This window comes from Vibrio sp. V15_P4S5T153 (genome assembly GCF_963874485.1).
Lineage (GTDB): Bacteria > Pseudomonadota > Gammaproteobacteria > Enterobacterales > Vibrionaceae > Vibrio > Vibrio anguillarum.
In genome coordinates this window covers 202,982-219,140 of the sequence record NZ_CAWNHR010000020.1, presented here as the reverse complement: position 1 = coordinate 219,140, position 16,159 = coordinate 202,982, and the positions used below count along the sequence as shown (strand labels likewise).

General features: G+C 46.6%; 12 protein-coding genes. 8 read left to right on the top strand and 4 right to left on the bottom strand.

The genetic code is table 11. The features are described from left to right. Positions 1 to 203: 203 nt before the first annotated feature. The 3 genes from AACT42_RS22220 to hrpB form a co-directional block, all read right to left on the bottom strand. On the bottom strand, positions 204 to 2,462 hold the full coding sequence (locus AACT42_RS22220) for a patatin-like phospholipase family protein (protein ID WP_176429072.1): 2,259 nt from the start codon (positions 2,460 to 2,462) through the stop codon (positions 204 to 206). An 88-nt stretch (positions 2,463 to 2,550) separates the two neighbouring features. Further along, entirely contained in the window at positions 2,551 to 4,899 is a 2,349-nt protein-coding gene (gene mrcB, locus AACT42_RS22215) for a penicillin-binding protein 1B (protein ID WP_094133036.1), read from the bottom strand. Then, the gene (gene hrpB / locus AACT42_RS22210) at positions 4,896 to 7,364 is read right to left on the bottom strand and encodes an ATP-dependent helicase HrpB (RefSeq protein ID WP_094133037.1); all 2,469 of its coding nucleotides are present in this window, start codon (positions 7,362 to 7,364) and stop codon (positions 4,896 to 4,898) included. Before hrpB ends, mrcB begins: the two co-directional genes overlap by 4 nt. A 55-nt stretch (positions 7,365 to 7,419) precedes the next feature. On the opposite strand from hrpB, the gene sfsA reads away from it, so the two are divergent. The 7 genes from sfsA to panC all read left to right on the top strand — a co-directional run bounded on the left by sfsA (position 7,420) and on the right by panC (position 13,367). Beyond that, positions 7,420 to 8,160 carry a DNA/RNA nuclease SfsA gene (gene sfsA / locus AACT42_RS22205; protein ID WP_094133039.1) on the top strand — a complete coding sequence of 247 codons (741 nt, stop codon included), beginning with the start codon at positions 7,420 to 7,422 and terminating at the stop codon, positions 8,158 to 8,160. A gap of 139 nt (positions 8,161 to 8,299) precedes the next feature. After that, on the top strand, positions 8,300 to 8,746 hold the full coding sequence (gene dksA / locus AACT42_RS22200) for an RNA polymerase-binding protein DksA (protein ID WP_013857662.1): 447 nt from the start codon (positions 8,300 to 8,302) through the stop codon (positions 8,744 to 8,746). Between the two features lie 92 nt (positions 8,747 to 8,838). After that, positions 8,839 to 9,708: a tRNA glutamyl-Q(34) synthetase GluQRS gene (gluQRS, locus tag AACT42_RS22195; RefSeq protein WP_017043010.1), complete on the top strand. Its 870-nt coding sequence runs from the start codon at positions 8,839 to 8,841 to the stop codon at positions 9,706 to 9,708. Between the two features lie 107 nt (positions 9,709 to 9,815). Then, on the top strand, positions 9,816 to 11,177 hold the full coding sequence (gene pcnB / locus AACT42_RS22190) for a polynucleotide adenylyltransferase PcnB (protein ID WP_026028232.1): 1,362 nt from the start codon (positions 9,816 to 9,818) through the stop codon (positions 11,175 to 11,177). After that, complete coding sequence (gene folK, locus AACT42_RS22185) at positions 11,174 to 11,680, top strand: 2-amino-4-hydroxy-6-hydroxymethyldihydropteridine diphosphokinase (protein ID WP_094133041.1); 507 nt, start codon at positions 11,174 to 11,176, stop codon at positions 11,678 to 11,680. The genes pcnB and folK overlap by 4 nt, the downstream gene beginning before the upstream one ends. Next, a complete protein-coding gene (gene panB / locus AACT42_RS22180) occupies positions 11,680 to 12,474 on the top strand; it encodes a 3-methyl-2-oxobutanoate hydroxymethyltransferase (RefSeq protein WP_010319550.1) in 795 nt (264 codons plus the stop codon). Before folK ends, panB begins: the two co-directional genes overlap by 1 nt. 11 nt (positions 12,475 to 12,485) lie before the next feature. Continuing rightward, a complete protein-coding gene (gene panC / locus AACT42_RS22175) occupies positions 12,486 to 13,367 on the top strand; it encodes a pantoate--beta-alanine ligase (RefSeq protein WP_010319549.1) in 882 nt (293 codons plus the stop codon). A gap of 333 nt (positions 13,368 to 13,700) precedes the next feature. Here the strand turns inward: panC and AACT42_RS22170 are convergent, their stop codons facing one another. Then, the gene (locus AACT42_RS22170) at positions 13,701 to 15,026 is read right to left on the bottom strand and encodes a 6-phospho-beta-glucosidase (RefSeq protein ID WP_094133043.1); all 1,326 of its coding nucleotides are present in this window, start codon (positions 15,024 to 15,026) and stop codon (positions 13,701 to 13,703) included. A gap of 109 nt (positions 15,027 to 15,135) precedes the next feature. On the opposite strand from AACT42_RS22170, the gene AACT42_RS22165 reads away from it, so the two are divergent. Further along, positions 15,136 to 16,047 carry a LysR substrate-binding domain-containing protein gene (locus AACT42_RS22165; RefSeq protein WP_094133045.1) on the top strand — a complete coding sequence of 304 codons (912 nt, stop codon included), beginning with the start codon at positions 15,136 to 15,138 and terminating at the stop codon, positions 16,045 to 16,047. Positions 16,048 to 16,159 lie beyond the last annotated feature (112 nt).

Sequence of the window (16,159 nt, the reverse complement as noted above, 5' to 3'; positions counted from 1 at the left end):
GATGGGCAAACATCCTTGGAAACTTGGCTCTCCATTGCCAGATATTTTTATGTAATCAGCGGCAGAGAGGCCAAACTGTGGGACGAAGAATAGCAAATTTAACTTTAAATTAAAATCTTATCATTTTGACCAACATAGCAACTTAAGACTAAAGTTCTATGATTTTTGAGTCACTTACCGCCCACTTTTCAGCTCAATTCTCGCTAAAAGGTAGTGCCAATACTCAAGTATATCGAATCAAAATTATCTTCGGTTCGACCATAAGCAAACATAATCGGTCCAATCGGCGAATCAACACCAGCAAACACCGATCCCGCACCGTATAATGGGGCGGTATCAAAGCTTAGATCAGGATCAGACCATACACCGCCGTATTCTATTGATGCACCGACATAAAATGGGGAACTGAACAGGCCAAAGTCATTATCAAACCAGCGATAACGATACACTAAACTGGTGAACGCTTTGTTCTGGCCAATTAAGCTGTTACGAGGGATACCCGATAAATTTAAGAAACCACCAATCGATTTAGGGTTTATCGGTTCACTGGAATTTTTACTTTGTACCACACCGTAATCAAGATTACCGACCAAAGTATGGCGACCAAAGCTGTAAGCGGCGATCAGTTCACCGGAAAATTCATACACGGTATCGTTTGATTCAAGATCGGAAGAGACACCAGAAACTTTATCGTGCGATGCAAGGTACTCAAGATCAAGATAAACACCGCGGGTAGGCAAGCTGAAGTCATCTAAGGTATCAATGCGGTAGTTAGCAAACACACCAGCACGGGTGTAATCCATATTTCCCATGGATGGCCAATTTGACACTTCAGCCTCCCCATCGGTATAGCGGATCCCTAACTTAAACTCTCGCCATAATTTATCTTGATAACCAAGCGACAATTCTCCAATCCATTCTAAATAGCTGATCGGCAAATAATCTTTACTGGCTTCTAGACTGGTGTCATCAAACCCTTGCATTGGCTTATTACGTTTATCATTGCTAAACGAAATCAAAGCTGAGGTAAACGCTTTTTGTCCAGAAAAAAGAGGAGAAAAAAGCTCCGCTTCGATGATCTTATCGGTGCCCATTTCTAAATTGAAACGTAATTCAGAACCAAACGAATTTAAGTTAGTGAAATTGGAAGAGATACCCAGCGCATACTGACTATCCGTATGAAAATCATCTTCTAAGAAAAAGCGAAAATTGAGGTAATTGGGCCCCCAAGATTTCTCTTTTACATCGATGACCAGTTGGTTCTTTCCTTCAAATTCTCGGTATTCATAGGTCACTAACTCAAAGCGATCCAATGCATAGAGATTTTCGACCGTCGCTTCAATCTGCTCGGTTGATAGCGGTTGTCCTGTCTTTAAATGTAAACGGTTTTTTAACAATTGATCGCTGTAATGACTGCGGTTGTTGAGTACGATTTCATCAACCTTTACATCATCGCCATAAATTAAAGCCCTGCGGCGAGCTTGTTTTGCTTCCACATAGCGTTGATAACTAGCACTCGATAATGACAACGAAGCCAATACCGATTGGTTCGCCATTGCGATATCGTACCCTTTCCTATAAGCCGTAGGCATTTTATCAAATTCAGTGGTTTCCATACTGCCGACATCAGGGCGTAAAAATACATCTCGCTCATTCAATAAACGTGCTTGTTTTTGAGTGCTTCTTTGTACGAGATAGTTGGAAAGCTGATCGGCTACCGTCAGAAAGGTGGTGAAAGCTTCTTGGTTTTTGTAATCGGTACTGATATCGATCGCGATAACAATATCAGCCCCTAAGGCACGTGCAACATCAACAGGCATGTTATTGGTCACACCACCATCGACTAACCAACGACCATCAACTTCGTAAGGTGGCAGTGCTCCGGGTACTGACATACTCGCCATCATCGCATCCACTAAATAGCCACGATCCAACACCACTTCCTCAAGAGCAATGATATCAGTTGCTACCGCGCGATAAGGAATAGGCAGTTGATCAAAGGAGTGAAATTCAGAGAGATTGCCCGACGTTTCTCGCAAAATACGCAACATATTCTGCCCTTGCACCACACCGCGTGGTGCGCGGATCTCCCCCCAACGCAGTCCAAGGTCGGTGGTCAGTTGATAGCGGTCTTCGTACTCTTTATCCCGAACACGACGTTGGCTACGGTTGACCCGGTCACGATAGCCTTCATTCCAATCCACGCTGTAAATTAAACTTTCAATTTCATCGGCGCTCATACCACTGGCATAGAGGCCGCCCACATAAGCGCCCATGCTGGTACCAGTAATGAAATCAACGGGGATGCGCATCTCTTCCAGCGCTTTGAGAACGCCAATGTGCGCTGCACCTTTTGCCCCTCCTCCCGCAAGAACGACGGCAACTTTGGGGCGCGCAGCACTGTCCAGCATAGGTTTTTCAGCTTGTGGCTCATCAGCCACCGCGAAAGTCGCAGGAAACATGAATACCAAGAACAATAAGTTACTTAAAAACTGTTTCACGACTCTTCCTTAAATCCCTTTGAAATCAATTCAATATAAACTCCCCCAGCTACCACTGAAAGAGATTTTTTAACCATTGTCCTGGTTGTTTATCACAGCTCTGTTTCAATGCGCCGTTTTTATCCCACATGGGCAGTTTAAATTCGTTGTGACAATCTTGGACTAATTCACCCTCGGCACTGGTTTTAAAGCCAATCGTGGTAATGCCTTGCGGCCAAGGAAGAAGTAATTTTTCTGGGATCCGATGTTGTAAATATTCCGCGTACACCCGTAATGCACCACTCGAACCCGTAAGTTTGATCGGCTGATTATCATCGCGGCCAAGCCAAACCGTGGTGACTTCACGACCATCCACCCCGACAAACCAACTGTCGCGGCTATCGTTAGTGGTACCAGTTTTCCCCGCCAATGCCGCCCAAGCGAACTGGTTATTGAGATAGCGCCCGGTCCCTTCAAGTACTCCTCGCTTCATCGCATAAGTTGTAAGCCACGCCGCTTGCTGCTCAACGGCTTGGGATACTTTGGGAATTGATTGATAGAGCACATTGCCCTCTAAATCCAGTACCGAGCGCAGCGCCGATAAGGGCGCTTTTTTACCCGAGTTGGTTAAGGTTTGGTACATCTGCGCCACTTGATAAGGCGTCAGAGAGAACGCGCCAAGAAACATCGACGGTACAGGACGGATCTCCTCTTTGTTGACACCGAGCCGCACCAAAGTGTCAGAAACTTGTTCAATCCCAAGCTGCATGCCCAATTGTACCGTGGGCACATTGAGTGATTTGGCTAACGCGAGATACAGCGGCACTTCACCACGGAACTGACGATCAAAGTTGCGCGGTGACCACACTTCACCTTTGTTCCCTTTGAGTGTGATGGGTTTATCGATAAGCGTGCTGGCTAAGTTGTATTTATCTGGCTGTGCGAGTGCGGTGAGATAGACCGCTGGTTTGACTAACGAGCCGATAGGACGGCTTGCATTTAAAGCGCGGTTAAAGCCATCATAACCGGTCTGTTTACCGCCAACCATGGCACGGATCTCACCACTGGTTCGATCAACAGCGATCGCTGCGGCTTCTAAGTTTTTCCCCGCCGTTTTGGAAAGCACTGGAATTTGTCGATCAATCGCCAGCTCCAATTTGGCTTGCGAAACAGGATCGAGCGAGGTGAAGACGCGTAAGCCGGTATCCGCTTTGAAGGTCTCACCCACTTTCTCTTTCAGTTCTATTTTTAACTGCTGAAAATACGCTGGCTGTCGGCTGGCAATGTGAGGATGCTTTTGCACATCTAACGGTCGACTTGCCGCTTGTTCAAACTGTTTGGCCGTCAAAATATCTTGCTGCATCATCAGCTTTAAAACCAAGTCACGACGCTCTTTAGCACGTTCAGGGTAACGCGCAGGGTTATAATAAGAAGGCCCTTTAACCATGCCCACCAACAACGCTAATTGATCAATGCGCAATTCTTGCAATGGTTGACCGAAATAAAGCCGTGAGGCGAGGCCGAAACCGTGAATCGCCTCACCGCCACTTTGCCCTAAATAGACCTCATTTAGGTAGGCTTCTAAAATGCGATCTTTACTGTAGCGATAGTCGATAATGAGCGCCATATAAGCTTCACGCACTTTACGCCATAAGGTTCGATCGCTAGATAAGAAAATATTTTTTGCCAGCTGCTGAGTTAACGTGCTGCCGCCTTGCACGGTGCGCCCAGCCTTAATGTTGGCCACTAAAGCACGGGCAATCGCAAATGGAGAGATGCCATCATGTTGATAAAAATAGCGATCCTCGGTCGCAAGCAACGCATCCACCATCACTTCAGGAAACTGATCACGACGTAAAAATAGCCGCTGCTCATCGTTGCCTTTTTCAAGCATGCCGAGCATTTTTGGCTCAATACGCAAGTAACCTAAATCCCCTTTTTGCTCAAGAGATTGGATACGGACTAAACCGCTGTCATTAAAATGGAGCATCACATGGCGGTCAGGCTCAGGGCCATCGGCAAACTCAAAAGGGCGGCGGATGATCTCAATTTTGCTTGATGATGAAGAGTACTCGCCAGCATAGCGTGGCTGGTTCACTTTGCGATAGTTGAGTACATCAAGCTCATTGCGCAGCTCTTGCAGCGGGATGTTATCACCGGGTGCTAAATTCAAAATGCGCGCATACACGACGGTCGGTAAATCAAAAAGCTGGCCTTCGAAGCGTTGTTTGACCACGCTATTTAGGTAAATACCAACAAACAACAGCACCGCGGCCAGTGCAAGGCTCAGTTTCCAGCCAATACCCCACACAATTTTCCACCATGCTTTGCGTGGCGGTGAAGGCTTCTTAGCCGGGCGACGTGAAGGTTTTTTTACGCTATTTTTTTGAGTGCCCGTAGGCTTTTTCTGGGTTGTCATTGTGCTAATTGCCGCTTAGTTTTCGTCGTCGCTATGTGGTTGGCAGGATCATCAGGCCAAACGTGTTTTGGGTAACGCCCTTTCATCTCTTTTTGTACTTCTTTATAAGCGCCCTGCCAGAAACCGGCGAGATCTTGAGTTACTTGCAAAGGCCGCTGCGCAGGTGAGAGCAGTTCCATCACCACTTTTTTGCGCCCTTGAGCGATGGTAGGGGAATCTTGCTCACCAAACATCTCCTGCATACGGACCGACAGCATCGGCTCCGCGCCCAGTTGATAACGAATGGCGGCTCGATTGCCTGTGGGTAGCGGGTGGTGAGTTGGAAGCCAGCGATCAATCTCTTGGTTTAATGGCCAACCTAAATAGACATTGAGCGCATCAAAAAGCGGTACTTTCGCTAACGCTTTGACCGATTTTACTCCGACTAAATAGGGGGCTAACCAAATTTCAAGATCATCAAGCAGCGCTTGTTCCTCGACAGCAGGCCACGCCGCTTCCGGTAGCCATTGCGCAGCGCAACGCATGCGCGTTAATAAAGCGCTCGCCGCTTCGCTCCACTGTAATACCGATAACCCCTTGCGACGGACATAATTGAGCAAGGCTTGCGTCATTTTTTCATGAGCAGGCTCTTGCAGTGCTTCACGCTCAATGACCAATTTACCGCACAGGGTTAGCCTTTCCGCGCACAGTTTCCCTGCTTTCTCATCCCAATCGACTCGTTCTTGTGTACTAAATAGCTCAGGGAAATGGGCTTGCAGTGCATCCATATCCAACTCTGTCGCAACAAAGATTTGGCTCGCTTGTGAGCCGCTGCGCATTAAATCCACCACCACTAAATAGTGCGCGCCCGCGAGGCGTTCATCGTCACGCATTTGCGCGCCGTGACCATTCGCCAGTAAAAACTGCCCCCGTTGCGACTCGCTGCGACGCTGGGCAATGCGATCGGGAAAAGCCAAACTCAGCACCAACGCCAGCAATGATTCATCCACTTTTTTTAGCTGAAATTGGCCACCGAGTGCGCGCGCAAGCATCGTGGCACGCTGATGTAGGTTTTGTGTTTTAGGGTGAGTCGCTTGCTGCCAACGCATTAAGCTATGTTGTAAATCCAGCACATTACGCTCAGGCTCTTCTAATAAAGCGGTCACAGCGAGCGCCGTATTGAGCATTGAATCACCCGTTTCATGGGCTTTGAGCAGCATGCTCACCAGCCTTGGTTCCACACCAAGTGACTGCGCTTTTTTACCCAATGCGCTGAGCTGCTGTTTGCTGTCCATCAAACCAAGCGTATGCAATAGACTCCAAGCTTGCTGCATCGCTGCTGGTGGTGGTGTATCCAGCCAAGGCAAATCGTTGACCGACACCACACCCCACTGCGCAAGCTCCATCGCTAAAGACGCTAAGTCACTGTGCAATATTTCCGCGCTCGGCACTTGGGGTTGCTGCTTATATTGTGCTTCGCTGTAAAGGCGCAAACAGATGCCGGGTTCTAGGCGTCCGGCGCGCCCCGTGCGTTGCTGCGCCGATGACTGGGCAATTTTCACTTGCTCTAAACGAGTGATGCCCGTTTTAAGATCAAACTTCGCTATCCGCTCTAGTCCTGCATCCACCACTAAGCGTATCCCCTCAATGGTCAGCGATGTTTCGGCAATATTAGTCGCTAGCACAATTTTCCGTTTGCCTGCCACTGCAGGCGCAATCGCTTTTTGCTGCGCTTGTAGACTCAACTGCCCGTATAAAGGACAAATATCAAACTCATCGGCTAAGTGTGCGAGCTGCTGTTCAAGCTGTTTAATGGCTGAAACGCCAGGTAAAAATGCCAGCAGAAAGCCACTTTCAGCTCGCATCAAGCCTTCAATCTGTTTGCTCATCGTCGGCACAAGATAATCATTGGCTCGCAGCGGTGCATAGCGCACTTCAACTGGATAAGCGCGACCTTCAGATTGCACATAAAGCGCTTGGGGTAATAATGACTGCAGTGCCAGTTGATCTAAGGTTGCTGACATTACGACGATTTTAAGATCTTCTCGCAGCGCTGATTGCACTTCCAAACTGAGTGCGAGAGCCGTATCCGCGTGAATACTCCGCTCGTGATACTCATCGAAGATCAAGAGATCGATTCCGCTTAGCTCAGGATCGGTTTGGATCATACGTGTCATGATCCCTTCTGTCACAATTTCAAGCTGCGTCGCTGCGCTGACTTTACTCTCACCACGCATACGATAGCCGACGGTTTGCCCAACACTCTCACCTAATTGCTGTGCTAAATAGCAAGCAATACTGCGCGCCGCCAAACGACGCGGTTCAAGCATGATGATCTTACCCGTGAATAATTGCGCTTTTAATAGCTGTAACGGGAAATGGGTCGACTTACCCGCACCAGGAGCGGCTTTGACAATCATCTGTGGGTGAGCTTGTACTCCCGCCAGCAGCTCGGGCATCACAGCTTGAATGGGCAATTGTGACAATGTGCAATCCTTATGGTTAAATGGCGGCAACATTGTACATAAAAACAGTAGATAAATGCAGTTCAATCCTCCACTTCGATCCGCGATCTTACTCAAACGCTACAAGCGTTTTTTGGCCGACATTGAGTTTGCCGATGGTCAACAAGAGACTATTCACTGCGCCAATACTGGCGCGATGACGGGCTGCGCCGAGGCGGGTAATCGTGTCTGGTTCTCCACCTCAGACAACCCTAAACGTAAATACCCACAAAGTTGGGAGCTAACTGAAACCCAGCAAGGCCACTGCATTTGCGTCAACACGGCTCGGGCGAATACGCTGGCAGTAGAAGCGATTCAAAACGGCATCATCAAAGAGCTGCAAGGGTATGAGCAATTACAAACTGAAGTGCGCTACGGCCAAGAAAATAGCCGAATTGATATCTTGCTCAAATCACCCTCTAAACCGACGTGCTATATAGAAGTGAAAAGCGTCACCTTATTGGATGAGCGTTACTCTCCACACGACGATGTCGCCTGCAATTCAGGACAAGGTTATTTCCCCGATGCCGTTACAACGCGTGGACAAAAGCATTTGCGTGAATTAACGGAAATGGCAAAAAGTGGAAGCAGAGCAGTACTTTTGTTTGCTGTTTTGCATTCAGGGATTGAAAAAGTCTCGCCTGCACTCCATATAGACGCAAACTATTCACTATTATTGAAACAAGCGCAAAAAGAAGGGGTGGAAGTACTGTGCTACAAGGCTGTACTTTCAAGGAATGAAATCAAGCTCGTTAACACTGTAGAATTCGCCCATTAGTGACAAAAAATTGATGGCGCCTTCACATTGACAATAAGTTTACGATTGAGTGTTTGCCTCCTATAGATCTTTTTGCTATAGATACCCGCCTAAAATTAGCTGCTCGCGCAGTTGACTAGGTGTTAGTAGGAGATGCTGCATGCCGGAATTAAAGAAAAAAGCGATAGGCATCCTAGCCATTGCAGGTGTTGAGCCGTATCAGGAAAAGCCAGGTGAAGAGTATATGTCACCTGAGCAAATAGCTCACTTTACAAAAATTTTAAGTGCTTGGCGCAACCAACTTCGTGAAGAAGTTGAGCGTACCGTTCACCATATGCAAGATGAAGCCGCAAACTTTCCCGATCCCGTTGATCGCGCTTCTCAAGAAGAAGAATTCAGCTTGGAATTGCGTAACCGTGACCGTGAACGTCGCTTGATCAAGAAAATTGAAAAAACATTAAGCAAAATTGAAGAGGATGATTTTGGTTTTTGTGAATCTTGTGGCGTGGAAATCGGCGTTCGTCGCTTAGAAGCTCGACCAACAGCGGACCTTTGCATTGACTGCAAAACGCTAGCCGAACTTAAAGAAAAACAGATGCAAGGTTAATCTTACCTTTTGTTTGTGTTAAAAAAGGGAGCTAAAGCTCCCTTTTTGTTTTCACTCGATACCCAAATAACTTGTAACTTGGATGAATCGCAATGCACTATATTGGCCGATTTGCCCCATCACCTTCAGGCCCACTTCATTTTGGTTCTTTGATCGCTGCACTTGGCAGCTACTTTCAAGCAAAATCACAGCAAGGTAAGTGGTTGGTTCGCATCGAAGATTTAGATCCGCCAAGGGAAATGCCAGGAGCCTCCACCCTGATACTTCAAGCCATCGAAGCCTATGGTTTGCATTGGGATGACGAGGTGGTTTATCAAAGCCAGCGCCACACTTTATACCAAGATCAAATTGAGGCTTGGCTTGAATCAGGGCAAGCCTATTATTGTGATTGCACGCGTAAACAAATTAAACAGATAGGTGGCTTTTATCCCGGTACATGCCGCTATAAAAAACCAACATTAACCGAAGATTGCGCGGTTAGGTTGCGTGTTGATACACCGGTAGAGTCATTTTTCGACCAAAAACATGGCGAAATTCACATTCCTAAAGCATTAGCACAGGAAGACTTCATCATTAAGCGACGTGACGGTTTATTTGCTTATAATCTTGCCGTAGTGCTCGATGATATCGATCAAGGAGTGACGGAAGTGGTGCGGGGAGCCGATTTAATTGAACCAACAGGACGACAAATCAGCTTGTATCATTGCTTACATAAAACTCCGGTAAGCTACCTTCACCTGCCGCTCGCGATGGATGGTAATGGCAATAAATTATCCAAACAGAATCATGCCACAGCCATTGATATTCAAAATCCTAAACCTACCTTGCTTAAGGCAATGCGCTTTTTAGGGTTTGAGATAAAACAAGAGATTAGCGACGCTTCCATCGATGAAATTATCTTTTGGGGCAGTCAGAATTGGCACGTTGAACAACTTCCTCGGGAGACCGAGATCACACCGTGATTCTCAAAAGGCTATCCTTACGCTATGATTAGCCGCAAAATCGTCCCGAACGGGCACTTTAAATAACAAAAGCAAGGTTGGCAAAAACCAATTATTGCCAGATGCACATGAATAAAAACGACTATACACCACGCGAAAATCGCGTTTACCAAGACTTAGCTCTAAATATTATCACTCGTGATGAACACAATATTTCGCGCAAGCAAATCAGCGATAATGCGCTCAAGGTGCTATATCGACTTCATGGCGCAGGTTTTGACGCCTATTTAGTCGGTGGTGGAGTACGCGACCTACTATTAGGTGAGACACCAAAAGATTTTGATATCGCCACTAATGCAACACCAGAGCAAATACGCCAACAGTTTCGCAATTGCCGCTTGATCGGCCGTCGCTTTCGCTTAGCGCACATCATGTTTGGCCGCGACGTAGTGGAAGTGGCGACTTTCCGTGGACACCATCAAGAGCCGAGCCAAAACGTCTCAGCACAATCTGAAGCGGGTATGCTGCTGCGTGATAACGTCTACGGCACCATTGATGAAGATGCAGAACGCCGGGACTTCACGATTAACGCCATGTATTACAACATCGGTGATTACAGCATTCATGATTATGCTGGCGGCATGGACGACTTAGAAGATAAGCTCATCCGCTTAATTGGCGATCCTGAAACGCGCTACCGTGAAGACCCAGTGCGCATGTTGCGTGCGATTCGTTTTGCGGCCAAGCTCGATTTCGATATCGAAGAAGAAACAGCCGACCCAATCGAACATCTTGCTCCTTTACTGCAAGATATTCCTGCGGCACGTTTGTACGAAGAATCGCTAAAGATGCTGCAAACCGGCCACGGTTTAGAAACCTACCACTTAATGCGTGAGTACAACCTGTTCCAGCAGTTGTTCCCTGTGATAGCTCAAGAGTTCACTCCAGACTACGACTCGCACACAGAACAGATGTTGGATCTGGTCTTAGATTCAACCGACCTGCGTATTGAAGAAGGTAAACGCATCAACCCAGCCTTCATGTTTGCTGCCATGTTCTGGTACCCGACAGTGAAACTGGCTGATGCGTTAATGCAGCAGCGTAATTTCGCCTATTACGACGCCGTCATGGAAGCGAGTAACCTCATCCTTGACCAAGTGGTGAAAACCCTTGCGATACCTCGTCGTCATACCGCGACAATTCGCGAAATTTGGCAATTGCAGTTGCGCTTACCACGTCGCAATGGGAAACGAGCCTTCCGCCTTATGGAGCTCAACAAATTCCGAGCGGGTTTTGATTTTCTACAAATGCGTGGCGAGATCGAAGGCGGAGAGACGAAAAAGCTGGCTGACTGGTGGACAACCTTTGAAAGCGCAGGACGAGATATGCGCCAAGCGATGGCAAATGATTTGGAAAGTGGCGCAAGTAACAAACCCAATGTACGCCGCCGCAGAAGCCCACGTAATAAAAAGAGCCGCCCAGAATCATGATTCTCGTTTATATTGCTGTTGGCAGTAATTTAGGCGACCCAATCGCGCAAGCTGAGCAGGCCATTGAAGCCTTGAAATGTTTGCCACACTCTCGATTTTTAAGCGCCTCATCCTTGTACAGTAGTACACCGATGGGGCCACAAAACCAGCCCGATTACATCAATGCGGTGGTTGCGATAGAAACCGATTTAACGCCACTTGAACTGCTCGATTGTACCCAAAGCATCGAGTTAGAACAGGGGCGTGTTCGCAAAGAAGAACGTTGGGGGCCAAGAACACTCGATCTGGATATTCTTCTTTACGGCAATGAGGTGATCGATTCCGAGCGATTGACCATTCCTCACTACGGAATGAAAGTACGTGAATTCGTGCTCTATCCGCTCGCCGAAATTGCACCAAGTTTACAACTCCCTGATGGGACTGAGCTTAATCAACTGTTACCGCTCGTCGAACGTAACGGGCTCGGTATTTGGCACTCGCCAGCGCCTCGTAAGGACATTTAATGAAAAAAATCACCATAAACGATCTGATCCAATGGAAACAACAAGGTCGTAAATTTGCAACCGTCACCGCGTATGACGCAAGCTTTGCTCAGCTTTTTGAAAGCCAAGAGATGCCTGTATTATTAGTGGGCGATTCTCTAGGCATGGTGCTACAAGGTCACACAGATACCCTACCCGTCACCGTTGAAGAGATTGCCTACCACACACGCAGCGTGCGTGCTGGTAGCCCTAACTGTTTATTGATGGCTGATATGCCTTTTATGAGCTATGCCACACCACAACAAGCCTGTGAAAGCGCCGCTAAATTGATGCAAGCGGGTGCAAATATGGTCAAAATCGAAGGTGGTGATTGGCTGGTCGAGACGGTGAAAATGCTGACTGAACGCGCGGTTCCGGTTTGCGCACACCTTGGTTTAACACCACAATCGGTCAATATTTTTGGTGGCTATAAAGTACAAGGCCGCGACCAAGAAAAAGCAGACCGAATGGTCAAAGACGCGTTGGCGCTCCAAGAAGCGGGCGCACAAATTGTGTTATTAGAGTGTGTACCGGCCAGCCTAGCAGCGCGAATTACCGAAGTGCTTGATGTGCCAGTGATTGGCATTGGCGCAGGTAACGTGACCGATGGACAAATTCTAGTAATGCACGATATGTTCGGAATTTCGGCGAATTACATGCCAAAATTCTCGAAAAACTTTCTTGCTGAAACAGGGGATATGCGTAAAGCCGTCGCAAAATACATCGCAGATGTAGAAAGTGCCGCTTTCCCTGATGACGCTCATACCATCGCCTAAAGGAGATATTCATGCAAACTTTTGCTGACATTTCAGCTCTTCGCGAGCAGATCAAACAGTATAAGCGTGAAGGCCGCCGAGTCGCTTTTGTACCGACCATGGGCAATTTACATGAAGGCCACTTAACCCTAGTGCGTAAAGCACGTGAAGAGGGCAATGTGGTCGTGGTCAGTATTTTTGTTAACCCGATGCAATTTGACCGCGCGGATGACTTAAATAACTACCCGAGAACACTGGATGAAGACTTAAGTAAACTCAACGCGGAAGCGGTTGATTTGGTCTTTACCCCAACCCCAGAAATAATGTACCCGCAAGGATTAGAAAAACAGACCTTTGTTGAAGTACCGGGGCTTTCTCATATGCTCGAAGGCGCATCAAGACCAGGGCATTTCCGTGGCGTTGCAACCATAGTCGCTAAGCTGTTCAACATAGTGCAGCCGAATGTTGCCTGTTTTGGTGAAAAAGATTTTCAACAGTTAGCGGTGATCCGCCAAATGGTCAGCGATCTTTGTATGGATATTGAGATTGTCGGCGTCCCTACCGTCCGTGAAATGGATGGCTTAGCGATGAGTTCACGTAACGGGCTGCTGACGTTGGATGAACGCCAACGTGCGCCTGTCCTTGCTCGTACCATGCGTTGGATAAGTAGTGCACTGCGTGGTGGCCGCGACGATTACGCCTCGATCATTGAAGATGCCAGTGACCAATTGCGTGCTGCTGGGCTACAACCTGATGAGTTGTTTATTCGCGATGCCAAAACGCTGCAACTGATCTCGAATGAGACCACACAAGCGGTGATCTTAGTGTCTGCATTTCTGGGTAAAGTACGCTTAATTGACAACCAAGTGTTGGAATTTAGCGCCGAAACGAAAGCGGACCCTGAAGAAGAGTAATTGCTATTTCAAGTGATGAAGTGATGACTCATTCTCACTTCAAAACCCTATATTGCAAAGGTCGCCCATAAGGAGCGACCTTTTTTGTCTCGTTATTTAACTGAGGTGAACGCGATTGTCGGAGAACAATATAGTTTGATCATTTTTGAGGTTCGTTACTACTAAGATTGACGAAATGACAATAATAAATAGAGATTAATTTCTAGCTCATTTTGGGACAACTCTGTGCTACGTTTACAACGTATGCTCCTAACCTTTGGATAACTTTTAGTATCTTAAAAGGTAAATGACCACTGTTCTTACAGTCAGTGGTCATTTGCACGAATTTACCAATTAATCTTCAAACATCCAGTGAAATTGAGGCATATAGTCCAGATTCTCTTTCACTGTTTCTTTCAATGCTTCATCCAGTACGGTTCCCGTGTCAACTATAGGGTTCAATATCAGGCCACGTTTAGCCGCAACCAAGTTACCTGTGACTGCTGCTTCAACAGTCAGAGTTTCAAACTCTTTCATTAACTGAATAAGTCGCAAAGTATCACTTGGGAATGGCGCAACATTAAGAGGTAGTGGACCATTTTTGGTGATCAAGGAGCTGACTTCGACTGCGCAATCATCAGGTAACCCACTAATCGCACCGTTATTACGCGTATTGACATGCATGATGGTACGTTTGTCATTATAGATTGATGCCATTAGTTCACAAGCCGCTTCTGAATAATACTGACCGCCTCGTTTTTCCAACTCTTTAGGCTTTTCTGCCAAATCTGGATTTTTATAGATATCAAATAGACGTTTTTCCATCGCCTTAACCACTTCCCCACGAGTCCCTTCACCATCGGCTTCGTGTTGTTCCTGCTTCATGATATCGTCACTGGTGTAGTAATAACGCAGGTAAGCACAAGGAATCATCCCCATATCTTGTAGCAAATCCTTTGGCCACTTAAATGGAGGAATGTTTGCAGGCACTAAAGGATCGTTACCACTGAGAATTTCATTCATCACGTAGTCCAGTTTGTCTTGCCCTTCGTGCAAAATCTTACGTGCCCAAATGAGGTGGTTTAATCCGGCGACTTGCATTATAAAATCGTCTTCTCTAGCTTTCAGTATTTGTGCAATGCCTTTTTGCATGATGACAGGAACATTGCACAAGCCAACCGCTTTGACCTTGGTATGCTTAAGAACCGCTTCAGTCACCATACCCGATGGGTTGGTAAAATTCAGTAGCCAGGCATCAGGGCACAGCTCTTCCATGTCTCGGCAAATTTCCAAAGTAATGGGGATTGTGCGGCACGCATTAGCAAAACCACCGAGTCCGTTGGTCTCCTGACCAATCATGCCATATTTGAGAGAGATACGTTCGTCCCTAATACGGCCTTCCAGACAGCCCGCTCGAAACTGAGAGCAGACGAAATCAGCATTTTCAAGAGCCGGACGTCGGTCCAGCGACACATGGACCTCAATATTCAATCCTTCCTTTTTGATCATTCGGCGAGCCAAGCCTGCAATAATATCCACTTTTTCCCGACCATCTTCGATGTCGACTAACCACAGTTCACCAATTGGCAGTTCATTTTTACGTTTTAGTAAGCCTTCAATTAACTCGGGGGTATAACTAGAGCCGCCACCGATCACAGTAATTTTTAGTTGTTTGTCCATTTCTATTTCCTCGTCTGGATAAGCTGTGCTAATTTCATGCTAATACATAAGGTTTAACAAACTAAATAATCGCCCACATGCATTAGCCAAAATAATACATAGGCTGAATATGGAACATAAAGAACACCTGCTTGCTCACCTTTATACTTTTAGTGTGGTAGCAAAGTTTCTGAGCTTTACTCTGGCAGCAGAAGAGTTGTGCTTAACACAAGGGGCAGTCAGTCAGCGAATCAAAAAGCTGGAAGAAGATCTGGGATTCAAGCTATTTGTGCGACTCACTCGTAAGTTAGAAATGACAGACGAAGGGAAACGTATTCTGGCAACATTGACCTATTCGCTTGATAACCTGTTTGCGGAGATTGAAGACATTCGCTTCAACGAACTTCGTGGGGAGCTATATTTGGGCGCAGCCCCAACGTTCGCTCATGCATGGTTAGTTCCCCGTTTAGCGGAGTTTCAGACTATGTATCCACATCTTGACGTTAAGATCCGGGTCAAAGCCAGCAAGTTAGACTTTCAAAATCAGCCGGTTGATCTCGCTATATATTATGGTGACAACACACATGCAGATTTCTATCATTACCGTCTTTTTGATGAATACCTTACTCCCGTTTGTACGCCAGAATATGCACAAAAGTTCAACCTACTTAATGATGATAGTCGGTTGCGTGAAGCTTGTTTCCTACACTGTACTGAGTCGTTAGAGTTTTTATCACCATTAGCGGAATGGCAACTCTGGTTAACACATACGGGGCGAGATATCAGTATTTTGCAACGTAAATATGTGTTCAATCATGAAGAGTTAACCATGGTTGCAGCTAGACAATCGATGGGAATCGCGATGGGCCGTTACTATTTGATAAAACCCTATCTGGACTCCGGAGAACTGATTGCTCCGTTCAAACGTGTGCCTTCAGGGTTTGGCTATGATTTGATATGTCCCAAAGGACATGAAGTCCGCCCAAGATTTAGTGCATTTTCACAATGGCTTAAAGAAAAAGTGGCAACAATAGATGACTAATTTCCCGACTTCAGGTCGATAAGGCTGATGGATAACTTTTTATTTATGATAATTACCAACCAGAGTGAATATTGCTGTAATGAGCGAAAATGATAATGGGACAAAAACTATT

What these genes read in the sequence shown, in the direction of transcription:
- AACT42_RS22170 (WP_094133043.1), bottom strand. Translation starts at nt 15,026, where the DNA reads ATGGACAAACAACTAAAAATTACTGTGATCGGTGGCGGCTCTAGTTAT.
- pcnB (WP_026028232.1), top strand. Translation starts at nt 9,816, where the DNA reads ATGAATAAAAACGACTATACACCACGCGAAAATCGCGTTTACCAAGAC.
- AACT42_RS22220 (WP_176429072.1), bottom strand. Translation starts at nt 2,462, where the DNA reads ATGTTTCCTGCGACTTTCGCGGTGGCTGATGAGCCACAAGCTGAAAAA.
- AACT42_RS22165 (WP_094133045.1), top strand. Translation starts at nt 15,136, where the DNA reads ATGGAACATAAAGAACACCTGCTTGCTCACCTTTATACTTTTAGTGTG.
- panB (WP_010319550.1), top strand. Translation starts at nt 11,680, where the DNA reads ATGAAAAAAATCACCATAAACGATCTGATCCAATGGAAACAACAAGGT.
- folK (WP_094133041.1), top strand. Translation starts at nt 11,174, where the DNA reads ATGATTCTCGTTTATATTGCTGTTGGCAGTAATTTAGGCGACCCAATC.
- mrcB (WP_094133036.1), bottom strand. Translation starts at nt 4,899, where the DNA reads ATGACAACCCAGAAAAAGCCTACGGGCACTCAAAAAAATAGCGTAAAA.
- sfsA (WP_094133039.1), top strand. Translation starts at nt 7,420, where the DNA reads ATGCAGTTCAATCCTCCACTTCGATCCGCGATCTTACTCAAACGCTAC.
- panC (WP_010319549.1), top strand. Translation starts at nt 12,486, where the DNA reads ATGCAAACTTTTGCTGACATTTCAGCTCTTCGCGAGCAGATCAAACAG.
- dksA (WP_013857662.1), top strand. Translation starts at nt 8,300, where the DNA reads ATGCCGGAATTAAAGAAAAAAGCGATAGGCATCCTAGCCATTGCAGGT.
- gluQRS (WP_017043010.1), top strand. Translation starts at nt 8,839, where the DNA reads ATGCACTATATTGGCCGATTTGCCCCATCACCTTCAGGCCCACTTCAT.